This window comes from Duganella callida, from assembly GCF_004614165.1.
GTDB lineage: Bacteria > Pseudomonadota > Gammaproteobacteria > Burkholderiales > Burkholderiaceae_D > Rugamonas > Rugamonas callida.
Window position 1 is genome coordinate 1 of record NZ_SPVG01000009.1, and the last position, 13,463, is coordinate 13,463.

Here is a 13,463-nt window from a genome sequence, read left to right on the forward strand (position 1 = left end):
GCCTGGGCCTGTCCGCCAGCCCGATGCTGGGCAGCGCGCCGGTCGGCGTCAGCGCCACCCTGGGCCGGAGCGCCGAGGTCAGCTGGAGCCTGGGCAGCGGCAATCCGGGTACACTGTCGGCCACCAGCGGCGCCAACGTCACCTACACGCCGCCGGCCACGCGCGTCGGCGCCATCACGCCGGTGACCATCACCGCCACCTCGTCCGGCGTCAGCCAGAGCGTGCGCCTGGCGCTGTATCCGGACGCCGGCGCGCCGGGCCTGAGCCTGCTGGCCGGATCGCTGGGCAGCCGCGCCATCATCGACGGCGACGGCAGCGCTGCCCGCTTCAACGACATCGGCGCGCTGGCGGCCGACAGCAATGGCGCCACCATCGTCGCCGACCGCGGCGACATCATCGCCGGCAGCAACCCGGCGCAGACGCCGAGCGCCATCCGCCAGATCAGCGCCACCGGCGTGGTCACCACCCTGGCGGCGCCGGCCTTCGGCCACGCCGACGGCAGCGGCGCCGCCGCCCGGCTGGGGACCGTCACCGCACTGGCGGTGGCGCCCGACGCCAGCATCATCCTGATCGACAATGACACCAGCAACTACTATCTGCGCCGCCTGACCCGTGCCGGCAGCCTGAGCACGATCGCCACGCTGGCGCCCGCCATCAACTTCACCAGCGCCCGCGTGGTGGTGGATGGCGGCGGCACGGTCAGCGTGCTGACGCCGTTTGCGGCCTACCGCGTGGCCGCGGGCGTCCTCACGCTGCTGGCCGGCGACGACACCGGCGGCAACGGCAGCGTGGACGGCGTCGGCCCGGCGGCCCGTTTCAGCTACATTAACGAGGCCGTGGCCGATAGCGCCGGCAACATCTACCTGATCGACAACTTCAGCATCCGCAAGATCGCCGCCGATGGCACGGTCAGCACCCTGGCCGGGATGGCGCCGGCCGGCGCGCAGTTGGCGATCGATGGCAGCGGCAACAGCGCGCGCTTCGGCGACCCGACCTCGCTGGCGCTCGACAACCAGGGCAACCTGCTGGTGCTGGACCGCGAGCCCGGCGGCCGCAGCGGCTACCTGATCCGCCAGGTCAGCAGCGCCGGCGTGGTCACCACGCCCTACACTGGCGCCGACCCGAAATCCTACGGCCTGCTGCCGCCACCCGGCGTGACCACCGCCAGCCGACGCTTGACCGTGACCAGCAGCGGCGCCATCGTGCTGGCCAGCAGCGGCCAGCTGCTGCGGCAGCAAAACGCCACCGGCGCCAGTTTGCTGGCCGGTCTGGAAGGCGACAGCGGCGAGGAAAAAGATGGTCCGGGCGCCAACGCGCGCTTTGTCAGTCCGTCCTATCTGGCCGCCGACCTGAGCGGAAATGTATTCGTTCTGGACCAGGCCGGTTCGCTGTCCACCCGTACGCCGGTGCCGACCGGGCTGTGGCTGCGCAAGATCAGCCCCGGCGGTCAGGTCAGCACCGTGCTGGCGACCGACAGCCAGCTGACGCCCACCGGTATCGCTGCCGATGCGGACAGTAATATCTATGTCTCGATGCGCTATCCCAATCCCACGCTGGCCAGCGCGGCGCCGAGCGGCATCGTCTACAAGATCTCGCCGCAAGGCGTGCTGACCCAACTGGCGGGCGGCAAAGCGGTGACGCCGCCGGCGCCGGTCGACGGCGTCGGCACCGCGGCCTTCTTCACGCAGCCGACGCTGGAGGGCATCGACAGCAGCGGCAATTTATATCTCACCGACGTCAACCCCTACGTCACCCCGGCCACCACCACCTACCGCCAGGTGACGCCGCAAGGCGTGGTCAGCACCATTGCCGCCCTGCCGGCCGGCCTCAAGCGGGCGCCCGACGCTCAGATCTACAGCGCCGATGCCGCCGCCTCGGTGGTGTACCGCCTGGCCGCCGACGGCAGCAAAACAGTGGCGGCCGGCATACCCGGCGTGCGCGGCACCCGCCTTGGCGCCCTGCCCGGCGGCCTGGACCGGCCGCAAGCCGTGGCGCCGGCGGGACCGGACACGCTGGTGGTGATTTCCGGCGCGGCGGTGTTGCGGCTGGTGTTGCCGCATTGATCAGGCGGCGCATGAGCAGGACGATGCGGTAAAATGGCGCGTTACGCTTATCCCACTGATCGATCACCATGCTAGATAACCTGACTCAACGCCTCGCCAAGGTCGTCAAGACCATGCGCGGCGAGGCCCGCCTGACCGAAGCCAACACCGCCGAAATGCTGCGCGAGGTGCGCATGGCGCTGCTGGAGGCCGACGTCGCCCTGCCGGCCGTGCGCGAATTCATCGCCAGGGTCAAGGACAAAGCCCTGGGCGAGGAAGTGATTTCCTCGCTGTCGCCGGGCCAGGCCCTGGTCGGCGTGGTGCAGAAGGAACTGGCCGCCATCATGGGCGCCGATCTCGGCCCGGACGCGGCGCAGCTCAGCTTTGCCCAGCAGCCGCCCGCCATCATCCTGATGGCCGGTCTGCAGGGCGTGGGCAAGACCACCACCGTCGGCAAGCTGGCCAAGTACCTCAAGGAACAAAAGAAAAAGAAAGTGCTGACGGTGTCGGCCGACGTCTACCGTCCGGCCGCGATCGCCCAGCTGCAATCGGTGACGGCCCAGGTCGGCGCCGACTTCTTCCCGTCCACCGCGCAGGACAAGCCGGTCGACATCGCCCTGAACGCGCTGGACTGGGCCAAGAAGCACTACCACGACGTGCTGATCATCGACACCGCCGGCCGTCTGGGCATCGATGAAGAGATGATGAAAGAGATCGCCGCCGTGCACGGCGCGGTCAAGCCGATCGAAACCCTGTTCGTGGTCGACGCCATGCTGGGCCAGGACGCGATCAACACCGCCAAGGCCTTCAACGACGCGCTGCCGCTGACCGGCATCGTGCTGACCAAGCTGGATGGCGACTCGCGCGGCGGCGCGGCGCTGTCGGTGCGCCACGTTACCGGCAAGCCGATCAAATTTGCCGGCGTCTCGGAAAAACTCGACGGCCTGGAAGCGTTCGATCCGCAGCGCATGGCCAACCGCGTGCTGGGCATGGGCGACATCCTGGCGCTGGTGGAAGAAGCGCGCAAGGGCGTCGACGAAAAGGCCGCGGCGGCGCTGGCCAACAAGGTCAAGTCCGGCGGCAAGTTCGACATGAACGACTTCAAGGCGCAACTGGGCCAGATGAAGAAAATGGGCGGCATGGCCAGCCTGGTCGACAAGCTGCCGGCGCAATTCCAGCAGGCGGCCGGCAACGCCAACATGGACCAGGCCGACAAGCAGGTGCGGCGCATGGTCGGCATCATCGACTCGATGACCGCGGCCGAACGGGCCAAGCCGGAACTGATCAAGGCCACCCGCAAGCGTCGCATCGCCGCCGGCGCCGGCGTGCAGGTACAGGAAGTCAACCGCATGCTGGCGCAGTTCGAGCAGATGCAGACCATGATGAAAAAGCTGTCCGGCGGCGGCATGATGAAGATGATGCGCGCCATGAAGGGCATGATGCCGGGCCTGCGCTAAGCGCCGGTTTTTCCCTCTGAAACACGGCGGAAACCCAGTAAACACGGGCCTTGCCCCATGTTTACGTGGTGTTTCCGGGAAAAAACGCGAAAAACACTTGCACGCGGCTTAAATCCCCACCAATATTAGCCGGTGCGATCTATTGCGCAATTTTCTATGTGTTCGTTAAGGAGGCTCGAATATGGCAACAGCCAAAAAAACCCCAGCAGCACCGGCTAAGAAACCCGCGGCCAAACCGGCCGCGAAGAAAGCAGCAGCACCTGCAAAGGCAGCGGCGAAACCAGCAGCAGTGAAAAAAGCAGCACCAGCAGCACGCAAACCGAACGCCGCCTTCATGAAAGCGATGACGCCATCCGCCTCCCTGGCCGCCGTCGTCGGCGCAGCAGCCCTGCCGCGCACCGAAGTGACCAAAAAAGTGTGGGACTACATCAAAAAGCACGACCTGCAAGACGCAGCCAACCGCCGCATGATCAATGCCGACGACAAGCTGAAAGCCGTGTTCGGCGGCAAAGCCCAGGTTTCCATGTTCGAAATGACCAAGCTCATTTCCGACCACCTGCAATAACACTCCGGGGTCAGTTCTGCCAATCGCACACGAGCCCTGCCGTAAGCGTCGCTTACGGCAGGGCTCGTGTGCGATTGGCAGAACTGACCCCGGATTATTTCCAGTTGTTCCAGGCGGCCAGCACGGCGTTCGGGTACTCGGGCTTGCCGCGGCTGCCGTTGTAGCGGCCCAGCGCCAGGTACAGGTTGCCCGCCTCCATGTCGAGGTACATGCGCAGGATGGCGCAGCCGTAGCGCAGGTTGGTCTGCATGTCGAACAGCGCGCGGCGGTTGCTGTCGCCGATCACATTGGTCCAGAACGGCATCACCTGCATGTAGCCGCGCGCGCCGGCCAGCGACACCGCGTATTTGCGGTACGCCGATTCCACCTGGATTAATCCCAGCACCATGCCCGGATCGAGGCCGGCGCGCCGCGCTTCGTACCACACGGTGGCGAGGAATTCGCTGCGCGTCTGCTGATCCGGCAGCCGGCGCTTGAGCCGGTCGGACATGGTTTCCAGCCAGTTCTGGTAACGCGCCTGGTCGGATGGATTGCGGAAGCTCGGCACCGGCGGCCGCGCGTCCTTGATGGCGTTCGACAGCGCCAGCCGCACCGAGTCGGCCAGCGCTTCTTCCTTCTGGTTGCCGGCCAGCGCCAGCGGCGCGGCTGCCGCCAGCAGCGCCAGCAGCATCACCTCGCACCAGCGCCACAAGCGCCTCATCACTGCGCCATTTTGCCTTTGATGAAGGACAGGATCTCGGCCACCGGCACGGCGCTGGCCTCGCTGTCGCGGCGGCCCTGGTATTCCAGGTTGCCTTCCTTCAGGCCGCGGTCGCCGATCACCACCCGGTGCGGCACGCCGATCAGTTCCCAGTCGGCGAACATCTGGCCCGGACGCAGGCCGCGGTCGTCGAGGATGACGTCGATGCCGGCCGCGCTGGCGTCCGCATACAGCTGCTCGGCCGCCGCCTTGACCGCTTCGCTGCGGTCCATGCCCATCGGGCACAGCACCAGCTCGAACGGCGCGATCGCGGTCGGCCAGATGATGCCCTTGTCATCGAAGTTCTGCTCGATCGCCGCGCCCAGGATGCGGGTCACGCCGATGCCGTAGCAGCCCATCTGCAGCGGCGCCGGCTTGCCGTTTTCGTCCAGGAAGGTGGCTTTCATCGCTTCCGAATAGGCGGTGCCCAGCTGGAACACGTGGCCGACTTCGATGCCGCGCTCGATCGCCAGCACGCCCTTGCCGTCCGGCGAGGCATCGCCCTCGACCACGTTGCGCAGGTCGCACACCAGGTTCGGCTCGGCGCAGTCGCGGCCCCAGTTGGCGCCCGTGTAGTGGTAACCCGCTTCATTGGCGCCGCAGACGAAATCGGCCATGTTGGCCACGGTGCGGTCGGCCACCACGGTCACCGGCAGCTTGGTGTTGATCGGCCCCAGGTAACCCGGCACGCAGCCGTAGACTTCGAGGATTTCCTGCTCGGTCGAGAAGCGGTGCGCCGCCAGGCCCGGCACCTTGCCGACCTTGACTTCGTTGAGTTCGTGGTCGCCGCGCAACAGCAACATGAAATACTGTTTAGTCGGTTTGCCGTCGGTGTCACTCTCCACGGTCAGCGCCAGCGTCTTGACGGTCTGCGCCAGCGGCAGCTTCAGCTGCCCGGCCACCTGCTCGCACTTGGTGGCGTCAGGCGTGGCGGCCTTGACCAGCGGCTGCGTGGCGGCCGGACGGGCGGCGTTCAGCGGCAGTGCCTCGGCCGCTTCCATGTTGGCCGCGTAGTCGGAGGTCGGGCAATACACCAGCGCGTCCTCGCCGGTGGAGGCGATCACGTGGAATTCATGCGAACCGGTGCCGCCGATGGCGCCGTTATCGGCTGCCACCGCACGGAACTTCAGGCCGAAGCGGTTGAAAATGCGCACATAGGCGTCATACATCACCTTGTACGACGCCTGCATGCCGGCCAGGTCGCGGTCGAACGAGTACGCATCCTTCATGGTGAACTCGCGGCCGCGCATGAGGCCGAAACGCGGACGACGCTCGTCGCGGAACTTGGTTTGAACGTGGTAAAAATTCAACGGCAGTTGACGATAGGATTTGATTTCCGAACGCACCACATCGGTGATCACTTCCTCGGCGGTCGGCTGGAAGGCGAACTCGCGGCCGTGGCGGTCCTTGATGCGCAGCAGTTCGGCACCCATCTTGTCCCAACGGCCCGTTTCCTGCCACAGCTCGGCCGGCTGCACCAGCGGCATCAGCAGCTCGACCGCGCCGGATTGATTCATCTCTTCGCGCACGATCGCCTCGACCTTGCGGATGATTTTCAGCCCCATGGGCATGTACGTATAGATGCCGGAGCCCAGACGTTTGATCATGCCGGCACGCATCATTAACTGATGGCTGACGATCTCGGCATCGGAAGGCGCTTCTTTAAGCGTGGAAATAAAAAAACGTGACGCGCGCATACGGTGAATTCTTTTTAAAAAGAGAGAGTTATAATCAACCTAATTTTAAAGGATTAGCTGGCTGATGCGTCCATACTTTATACAAATGCGTTCAAATCAAGGGCCTCCGACCGTTTTCTTACCCGGAAAACGCTGCCGGCGCCCCACTTTGTAGGCAAAAATATAAGACAGGAGCTCAGCCGCAGAAAGTTTGAGGTGCAATATGCTCGATCGGGAAGGGTTTCGCCCCAACGTCGGCATCATCCTGCTGAACGCCCATAACGAGGTGTGGTGGGGCAAGCGGGTGCGCGAGCACTCATGGCAATTTCCGCAAGGCGGCATCAAATACGGAGAAACGCCGGAACAGGCGATGTATCGGGAGCTGGAAGAGGAAATCGGTCTGCGTGCCGAGCACGTCAAGATCGTCGGTCGCACCCGCGACTGGCTGCGCTATGAGGTGCCGGACCACTTCATCAAGCGCGAGATCCGCGGCCACTACCGCGGCCAGAAACAGATCTGGTTCCTGTTGCGCATGTGCGCGCGCGACAACGATGTCAACCTGCGCCTGACCGACCATCCGGAATTCGACGCCTGGCGCTGGCATGACTACTGGGTGCCGCTCGACGTCGTGATCGAATTCAAGCGCGAGGTCTACCAGCGCGCGCTACAGGAACTGTCGCGTTTCCTGACCTGGCCGCCGAACGGCCACGAGCGCCGCCACCACGGTTCGCGCTACCTGCGCCAGCCGCGCCCGAATCCGGCGGCGGCGCAGAACGGCCAGGGCGGCGCGGCGGCCGAGGCGGCCAAGCTGGCGCTGCCATCCGGCGAAGCGGCGCCGGCCAACGAGACCGCCGCCAAGAACAGCGCCTGATCATGACTCCCGCCACGCCGACCGGCTGGCGGGAGTACAATGACGCCCATGTTTAATCCATCCTCCGACGATGTGCGCCGCTTCTTCTGCGAGGCGTACCGCAAGCAGCAGGCGCACGAGATCCTGACGCCGATCGAAACCATGGCGGCCGACTGGATCCGCCACCATCCCGAATACCACGACGTGCTGGGCGACGTCGAGACGGCGCTGACGCGCGACTACCAGGTCGAAGGCGCGCAGGCCAATCCCTTCCTGCACCTGTCCATGCATTTGTCGATCGACGAGCAGATCTCGATCGACCAGCCGCCCGGCATCCGCGCGCTGGCGACCGAGCTGACGCTGAAGCTGGACGACGCCCACGCCGCCCAGCATGAAATCATGGAATGCCTGGGCGAGATGATCTGGAACGCCCAGCGCAGCGGCACCCCGCCGGACGCCGTGGCCTACCTCGAAGCCATCAGGCGCCGCCTGTAAAAGTCGGCTCTGACCCCGAATCTTAGCGGTGGGTGGCCAGGCTGCCTGGCAGGCTGTTCAGGTAGGCGGCCAGGTCCTTGATGTCCTGGTTGGACAGCGGCTTGACCTGGCCGGTCATGATGGCGTTGTTGCGGCCGTTGGCGGCGTCGCCGCGCTTGTAGGCGGTCAGCGCGTGCTCGAGATAGTCGCGGTGCTGGCCGGCCAGCTTCGGATAGCTGGGGTCGATCGGGGTGTTGAAGTCCTTGCCATGGCAGCTGAAGCAGGCGTATTTCTCGGTCAGCGCCTTGCCCGCTTCAACATTCCCGCCCGCCAGCGCGGCCGACGAGATGAGGGTGCAGCTCACTACAGCGATCAGCTTCTTCATGTATTCGGTCCTCATTTCGGGTCGGCGGTACGGGTCTGCTGCGAATAGAATGCCGCCACATCGGCGATATCCTGGTCGGACAGACTGGTGGCGATGCCCTTCATCGACGGATGCTTGCGATCGCCCTTCTTGTACGCCTGCAGCGCACTCTCGATGTACCTGGCCGACTGGCCGCCGATCATGGGCACCTGGAACACTTCGGGGAAGGTGGCCTTGTAGCCGGGGATGCCGTGGCAGCCGATACACATTTCGATCTTGGCTTTGGCGTTCTGGGCATTGCCCACCACTTCCGCAGCGACGGCGACGTGGGCCAGGCCTGCGAGCACGAGGAGTGCGGTGATTTTTTTCATGGCGTCTCTAAGTAAGTAATCGGATACGGCTATCTCAAATACTACGACCACGGTGTCAATCATGTTGACTTTTACGCTATTTGTGCAGGGATTCTAACCCAAGATCGGGATCTCACCTATACTGTTTTATCTTTTCTCCCCCCGGAATCGACCATATGCAACGCTTCGAAGGCTCCGACCAATACGTCGCCACCCATGACCTGAAACTGGCCGTCAACGCCGCCCTCACCCTGCAGCGGCCCTTGCTGATCAAGGGCGAACCGGGCACCGGCAAGACCATGCTGGCCGAGGAAGTCGCGGCCGCGCTGAACATGCCGCTGCTGCAGTGGCACGTCAAGTCGACCACCAAGGCGCAACAGGGCCTGTACGAATACGACGCCGTCTCGCGCCTGCGCGACTCGCAGCTGGGCGACGAGCGCGTGCGCGACATCCACAACTACATCGTCAAGGGCGTGCTGTGGCAGGCCTTCACCGCGCCGGAGCCGGTGGTGCTGCTGATCGATGAAATCGACAAGGCCGACATCGAATTCCCCAACGACCTGCTGCGCGAGCTGGATCGCATGGAGTTCTACGTCTACGAGACGCGCGAAATGGTGCAGGCCCGCCACCGGCCGCTGGTGATCATCACTTCCAACAACGAGAAGGAGCTGCCGGACGCCTTCCTGCGCCGCTGCTTCTTCCACTACATTAAGTTCCCGGACCGCGACACCATGCAGCAGATCGTCCAGGTCCATTACCCGCGGCTGAAGCAGGAACTGCTGGCGCAGGCGCTGCAGACCTTCTACGAGGTGCGCGAGGTGCCGGGCCTGAAGAAGAAGCCTTCGACCTCGGAGTTCCTCGACTGGCTCAAGCTGCTGATGGCGGAAGACATCCCGCCCGAGGCGCTGCGCAGCCAGGACACCAAGGCCATTGTGCCGCCGCTGCACGGCGCGCTGCTGAAGAACGAGCAGGACGTGCACCTGTTCGAGCGCCTGGTGTTCATGTCGCGGACCAACCGATAATGCAGCCGATCTTCCCCGTCACCCTGGAGCTGAACGGCGTGCGCCTGGAGCCGCTGGCGCCGCACCACGCCGACGGCCTGCGCGCGGCCGCGTCGGACGGCGAACTGTGGAACCTGCGCGTCACCTCGGTGCCCGAGCCGCACGAGGTGGATGCCTACATCTTCAAGGGCATGGAGATGCGCCCCACCCGCCTGGCCTTCGCCGTGATCGACGCCGCCAGCGGCGCGGTGATCGGCACCACCAGCTACCATGACATCGTGGCCGACATCGGCCGCATGGAGATCGGCTACACCTGGTACGCCAAGCGCTGGCAGCGCACCCACGTCAACACCAGCTGCAAGCTGCTGCTGCTGACGCACGCCTTCGAAGCGCTGGACGCGGCCCTGGTCGGCCTGCGCACCGATAACTTCAACCACGCCTCGCAGGCCGCCATCGAGCGTCTGGGCGCGAAGAGGGACGGCGTGCTGCGCCACCACGCCAAACGCCGCGACGGCACCGTGCGCGACACCGTCATGTACAGCATCACGGCCGGCGAATGGCCCGAGATCAAGGCACACCTGCAATACAAGCTGGCGCGCCGCGGAGCCTGAGATGCTGATCGATTTCTTCTTCACGCTGAAGGACGCCAAAATCCCGGTCACGATCAAGGAATTCCTGACGCTGCTGGAAGCCATGCAGAAGCAGGTGATCGACACCTCGCTCGACGACTTCTACTACCTGTCGCGCCTGACGCTGGTGAAGGACGAAGCCCACTTCGACAAATTCGACCGCGCCTTCGCGCAGTATTTCAAGGGTATCGACGGCGCCTTCGCCGACAATGCCAGCGTGCCGCTGGACTGGCTGGTGCAGCGCATGAAGCGCGAACTGACGCCGGAGCAGATCGCGGCGCTGGAAAAATTCGGCTACGACAAGCTGCTGGAGCGCCTGCAGGAACTGCTGAAGGAACAGAAGGAACGCCACGAAGGCGGCAGCAAATGGATAGGCACCGGCGGCACCTCGCCGTTCGGCCACGGCGGCACCAATCCCGAGGGCGTGCGCATCGGCGGCAAGGGCGGCAACCGCAGCGCCGTCAAGGTGTGGGAAGCACGCAGCTACCAGGACTACGACGACGAGCGCGAAATCGGCACGCGCAACATCAAGGTCGCCCTGCGCCGCCTGCGCAAGTTCGCGCGCCAGGGCGCGGCCGAGGAACTGGCGCTGGACGACACCATCCGCGCCACGGCCAGCAATGCCGGCTACCTCGATATCAGGATGCAGCCCGAGCGCCGCAACAACATCAAGGTGCTGATGCTGTTCGACGTCGGCGGCACCATGGACGACCACATCGAACGCACCGAGGAACTGTTCTCGGCGGCGCGCTCGGAATTCAAGAACATGGAATTCTTCTACTTCCACAACTGCGTCTACGACTACATGTGGAAGAACAACCGCCGGCGCCATTCGGAGCGCTTCCCGACCTGGGACATCCTGCGCAAATACCCGCCCGACACGCGCCTGATCTTCGTCGGCGACGCCACCATGAGTCCCTACGAAATCCTGCAGCGCGGCGGCTCGGTCGAATACAACAACGAAGAAGCGGGCAGCGTCTGGCTGCAGCGCTTCACCACCGCCTTTCCCAAATTCGTCTGGCTCAATCCCGAGCCGGAAGGACTGTGGCAGTACCGCCAGTCGGTCGGCATCATCCGCCAGCTGATGAACCACCGCATGCACGCGCTGACCATGAGCGGCCTCGAACAGGCGATGCGCCTGCTCAGCAAGTAGATCGGTTCTGACCCCGATCTCAGGGCAGCTGCAGGCGGTAGCCGACCGCGGTTTCGGTCAGCAGGTAGCGCGGCTGGGTCGGGTCGGCTTCGAGCTTGTGGCGCAGGTGGCCCATGTAGATGCGCAGGTAGTGGCCGTTCTCCGATTGCGATGGCCCCCACACGGCGCGCAGCAGCTGCGGATTGGTCATCACCCGGCCGGCATTGCTGACCAGGACCGCCAGCAGCCGGTATTCGGTCGGCGTCAGGTGGACGTTGTCACCGCCGCGCGTGACGCGCCGGTTCTGCAGGTCGACCGCGACGTCGCCGAACTGGATCAGGCCCGATTTGTCGGCCGCCGGCTGGCGCTGGCGGCGCAGGGTGGCGCGCACGCGCGCCAGCAGTTCGCCCACGCCGAACGGTTTGGTCAGGTAGTCGTCGGCGCCGGCGTCCAGCGCGCGGATCTTGTCGGTCTCGTTGACGCGCGCCGACAGCACGATCACCGGCACCGTCGACCATTTGCGCAGGTCCGTCACGAAGTCGATGCCGTCGCCGTCGGGCAGGCCCAGATCGAGCACGATCAGGTCGGGCTTGCGCGTGCCGGCGTCGATCAGGCCGCGCTGCAGTCCCGGCGCTTCGAACACCTGCCAGCCCTCCTCTTCCAGCGCGGCGCGCACGAAGCGGCGGATCTGCGGTTCGTCTTCGACCAGCAACGCGGTCGGCGATGGGGTGGCGTCATTCATTGCGGTATTCCTGTTCCGGTTCCGGCATGGCCGGCGGTGTGCCCAGCGGCAGCGTGAAGGTGAAGGCGGCGCCGCCCAGCGGCGAGGCGGTGGCGCCGATCTTGCCGCCGTGGGCTTCGACGATGGCGCGGCAGATCGCCAGCCCCAGGCCCACGCCCGGCTTGGCCGATTCGCGCTCGCCGCGGGTGAATTTTTCGAACAGCGCTTCTTCGCGCCCCGCCGGCAGACCCGGACCGTCATCATGAACCATGATGTTGATCCAGGCGCCGTGCAGGGCGGCGCTGATGTCGATGTGGGCGCCGGGCGGCGTGTATTTGGCGGCGTTTTCCAGCAGGTTGGCCAGCACGCGTTCGATCAGCACGGCGTCGTAGCGCAGCAGCGGCAGGTCGGGCGGCAATCGGGTGCTGACGATGTGGTCCTTGAGCAGCGCGCGAGCGGCGCGCAGCGCGCTGCCCACCACCTCCTCCAGCGGCTGCCATTGCAGGTTGAATTTGACTTCGCCGCTCTGGATGCGCGCCATGTCCAGCAGGTTGGCGACCATGGTGCTCATGCGCAGCGCCTCGTCGTGCAGCGCGGTGGCGGTGTCCAGCTGGGTGTCGCTCAGCGCCGGCTTCGACCCCGCCAGCGATTCGGACAGGCCGACCAGGGAGGTCAGTGGCGTGCGCAGGTCGTGCGACAGCGCCGCCAGCAGCGAGTTGCGCAGCCGCTCTGATTCCATGCTGACCAGGGCGTTCTGCGCCACTTCGATGTAGTGCACGCGCTCCAGGGCGATGGCGGCCAGCGCGGCGAAGGTGTCCAGTTGCTGGCGTTGTTCGGGGATCAGTATCCAGCGCCGCTGTTCCGGCTCGATCGCCAGCACGCCGCGCGTGCGCATCGGCGCCACCAGCGGCAGGTAGAAGATCGGGCTGGCCGGCAGGGTGTCGGTGCCCAGGCCGGCCGGCTCGGCGCGATCGAACGACCACTGGGCGATACCCTGGTCGAGCCGCGCCAGGTGGGCCAGCAGATCGGCATCGGCGCTGCCGGCGGCCGGCGCCGGCGGCTGCAGACGGCCGTCATCGTTCGGCACCAGCAGGGTGGCGCGGGCGCGGAAGGCGCGCTGGATGACGCTTTGGGTGGTGTCGAAGATCTGCTCGGTCTGCAGGGCGCCCGACAGTTCGCGGGCGAACTCGTACAGCGCGCGCGAACGGCGTTCGCGGTGCGAGGCGACGCGCGCCTGGAAGCGCAGGTCGGCAGTCAGGTGGCCGGTGATCAGGCCCACGGCCAGCATCACCACGAAGGTGATCAGGTACTGGAAATCGGTGACGGCAAAGGTGAAGCGCGGCGGCACGAAGAAGAAGTCGAAGCAGGCCACGCTGACGCAGGTGGCCATCACCGAAGGCCCGCGGCCGAAGCGCACCGCCACCAGCACCACCACCAGCAGGAACAGCATGGCGATGTTGGCC

14 protein-coding genes are annotated in these 13,463 nt (G+C 65.6%); 8 read left to right on the forward strand and 6 right to left on the reverse strand.

Translation table 11 applies throughout. The features are described 5' to 3' along the window. From E4L98_RS29885 to E4L98_RS00830, 3 genes are all read left to right on the forward strand, one after another. Positions 1–2,063: NHL repeat-containing protein (locus tag E4L98_RS29885; RefSeq protein WP_167761240.1), on the forward strand; the 2,063-nt coding region annotated here is incomplete at its 5' end. 68 nt (positions 2,064–2,131) lie between these two features. Further along, on the forward strand, positions 2,132–3,499 hold the full coding sequence (gene ffh, locus E4L98_RS00825; RefSeq protein ID WP_135199670.1) for a signal recognition particle protein: 1,368 nt from the start codon (positions 2,132–2,134) through the stop codon (positions 3,497–3,499). A 181-nt stretch (positions 3,500–3,680) separates the two neighbouring features. Further along, complete coding sequence (locus E4L98_RS00830; RefSeq protein WP_135199671.1) at positions 3,681–4,064, forward strand: SWIB/MDM2 domain-containing protein; 384 nt, start codon at positions 3,681–3,683, stop codon at positions 4,062–4,064. A gap of 94 nt (positions 4,065–4,158) precedes the next feature. Here the strand turns inward: E4L98_RS00830 and E4L98_RS00835 are convergent, their stop codons facing one another. Both E4L98_RS00835 and E4L98_RS00840 read right to left on the reverse strand, forming a co-directional pair. Continuing rightward, positions 4,159–4,734 carry a lytic transglycosylase domain-containing protein gene (locus E4L98_RS00835; protein WP_135199682.1) on the reverse strand — a complete coding sequence of 192 codons (576 nt, stop codon included), beginning with the start codon at positions 4,732–4,734 and terminating at the stop codon, positions 4,159–4,161. Between the two features lie 29 nt (positions 4,735–4,763). Further along, positions 4,764–6,500, reverse strand: coding sequence for a proline--tRNA ligase (locus tag E4L98_RS00840; protein WP_135199672.1), 1,737 nt, complete (start codon positions 6,498–6,500; stop codon positions 4,764–4,766). 202 nt (positions 6,501–6,702) lie between these two features. Between E4L98_RS00840 and E4L98_RS00845 the strand changes: the two genes are divergently transcribed. Continuing rightward, positions 6,703–7,350, forward strand: coding sequence for an RNA pyrophosphohydrolase (locus tag E4L98_RS00845; RefSeq protein WP_135199673.1), 648 nt, complete (start codon positions 6,703–6,705; stop codon positions 7,348–7,350). 48 nt (positions 7,351–7,398) lie between these two features. Continuing rightward, a complete protein-coding gene (locus E4L98_RS00850) occupies positions 7,399–7,824 on the forward strand; it encodes a DUF1841 family protein (protein ID WP_135199674.1) in 426 nt (141 codons plus the stop codon). 22 nt (positions 7,825–7,846) lie between these two features. On the opposite strand, the gene E4L98_RS00855 is transcribed toward E4L98_RS00850, so the two are convergent. Both E4L98_RS00855 and E4L98_RS00860 read right to left on the reverse strand, forming a co-directional pair. Then, positions 7,847–8,188, reverse strand: coding sequence for a c-type cytochrome (locus tag E4L98_RS00855; RefSeq protein WP_135199675.1), 342 nt, complete (start codon positions 8,186–8,188; stop codon positions 7,847–7,849). 11 nt (positions 8,189–8,199) lie between these two features. Next, entirely contained in the window at positions 8,200–8,538 is a 339-nt protein-coding gene (locus tag E4L98_RS00860; protein ID WP_135199676.1) for a c-type cytochrome, read from the reverse strand. A 155-nt stretch (positions 8,539–8,693) separates the two neighbouring features. Between E4L98_RS00860 and E4L98_RS00865 the strand changes: the two genes are divergently transcribed. Genes E4L98_RS00865 through E4L98_RS00875 form a run of 3 tightly spaced genes read left to right on the forward strand, consistent with a single transcriptional unit; the run spans position 8,694 to position 11,300 of the window. Beyond that, a complete protein-coding gene (locus E4L98_RS00865; RefSeq protein WP_135199677.1) occupies positions 8,694–9,539 on the forward strand; it encodes an AAA family ATPase in 846 nt (281 codons plus the stop codon). Beyond that, on the forward strand, positions 9,539–10,129 hold the full coding sequence (locus tag E4L98_RS00870; RefSeq protein ID WP_135199678.1) for a GNAT family N-acetyltransferase: 591 nt from the start codon (positions 9,539–9,541) through the stop codon (positions 10,127–10,129). Before E4L98_RS00865 ends, E4L98_RS00870 begins: the two co-directional genes overlap by 1 nt. A 1-nt stretch (position 10,130) precedes the next feature. Further along, positions 10,131–11,300, forward strand: coding sequence for a vWA domain-containing protein (locus tag E4L98_RS00875; protein ID WP_135199679.1), 1,170 nt, complete (start codon positions 10,131–10,133; stop codon positions 11,298–11,300). A gap of 19 nt (positions 11,301–11,319) precedes the next feature. Here E4L98_RS00875 and kdpE read toward each other — a convergent pair whose 3' ends face one another. Both kdpE and E4L98_RS00885 read right to left on the reverse strand, forming a co-directional pair. After that, complete coding sequence (gene kdpE / locus E4L98_RS00880) at positions 11,320–12,021, reverse strand: two-component system response regulator KdpE (RefSeq protein WP_135199680.1); 702 nt, start codon at positions 12,019–12,021, stop codon at positions 11,320–11,322. Continuing rightward, the coding region (locus E4L98_RS00885; protein WP_135199681.1) for a DUF4118 domain-containing protein at positions 12,014–13,463 on the reverse strand (1,450 nt) is incomplete at its 5' end. The genes E4L98_RS00885 and kdpE, both read right to left, overlap by 8 nt.

Coding starts and splice junctions, on each gene's coding strand:
- ffh (WP_135199670.1), top strand. CDS start 2,132: ATGCTAGATAACCTGACTCAACGCCTCGCCAAGGTCGTCAAGACCATG.
- E4L98_RS00850 (WP_135199674.1), top strand. CDS start 7,399: ATGTTTAATCCATCCTCCGACGATGTGCGCCGCTTCTTCTGCGAGGCG.
- E4L98_RS00870 (WP_135199678.1), top strand. CDS start 9,539: ATGCAGCCGATCTTCCCCGTCACCCTGGAGCTGAACGGCGTGCGCCTG.
- E4L98_RS00875 (WP_135199679.1), top strand. CDS start 10,131: ATGCTGATCGATTTCTTCTTCACGCTGAAGGACGCCAAAATCCCGGTC.
- E4L98_RS00845 (WP_135199673.1), top strand. CDS start 6,703: ATGCTCGATCGGGAAGGGTTTCGCCCCAACGTCGGCATCATCCTGCTG.
- E4L98_RS00865 (WP_135199677.1), top strand. CDS start 8,694: ATGCAACGCTTCGAAGGCTCCGACCAATACGTCGCCACCCATGACCTG.
- E4L98_RS00835 (WP_135199682.1), bottom strand. CDS start 4,734: ATGCTGCTGGCGCTGCTGGCGGCAGCCGCGCCGCTGGCGCTGGCCGGC.
- E4L98_RS00860 (WP_135199676.1), bottom strand. CDS start 8,538: ATGAAAAAAATCACCGCACTCCTCGTGCTCGCAGGCCTGGCCCACGTC.
- kdpE (WP_135199680.1), bottom strand. CDS start 12,021: ATGAATGACGCCACCCCATCGCCGACCGCGTTGCTGGTCGAAGACGAA.
- E4L98_RS00840 (WP_135199672.1), bottom strand. CDS start 6,500: ATGCGCGCGTCACGTTTTTTTATTTCCACGCTTAAAGAAGCGCCTTCC.
- E4L98_RS00855 (WP_135199675.1), bottom strand. CDS start 8,188: ATGAAGAAGCTGATCGCTGTAGTGAGCTGCACCCTCATCTCGTCGGCC.
- E4L98_RS00830 (WP_135199671.1), top strand. CDS start 3,681: ATGGCAACAGCCAAAAAAACCCCAGCAGCACCGGCTAAGAAACCCGCG.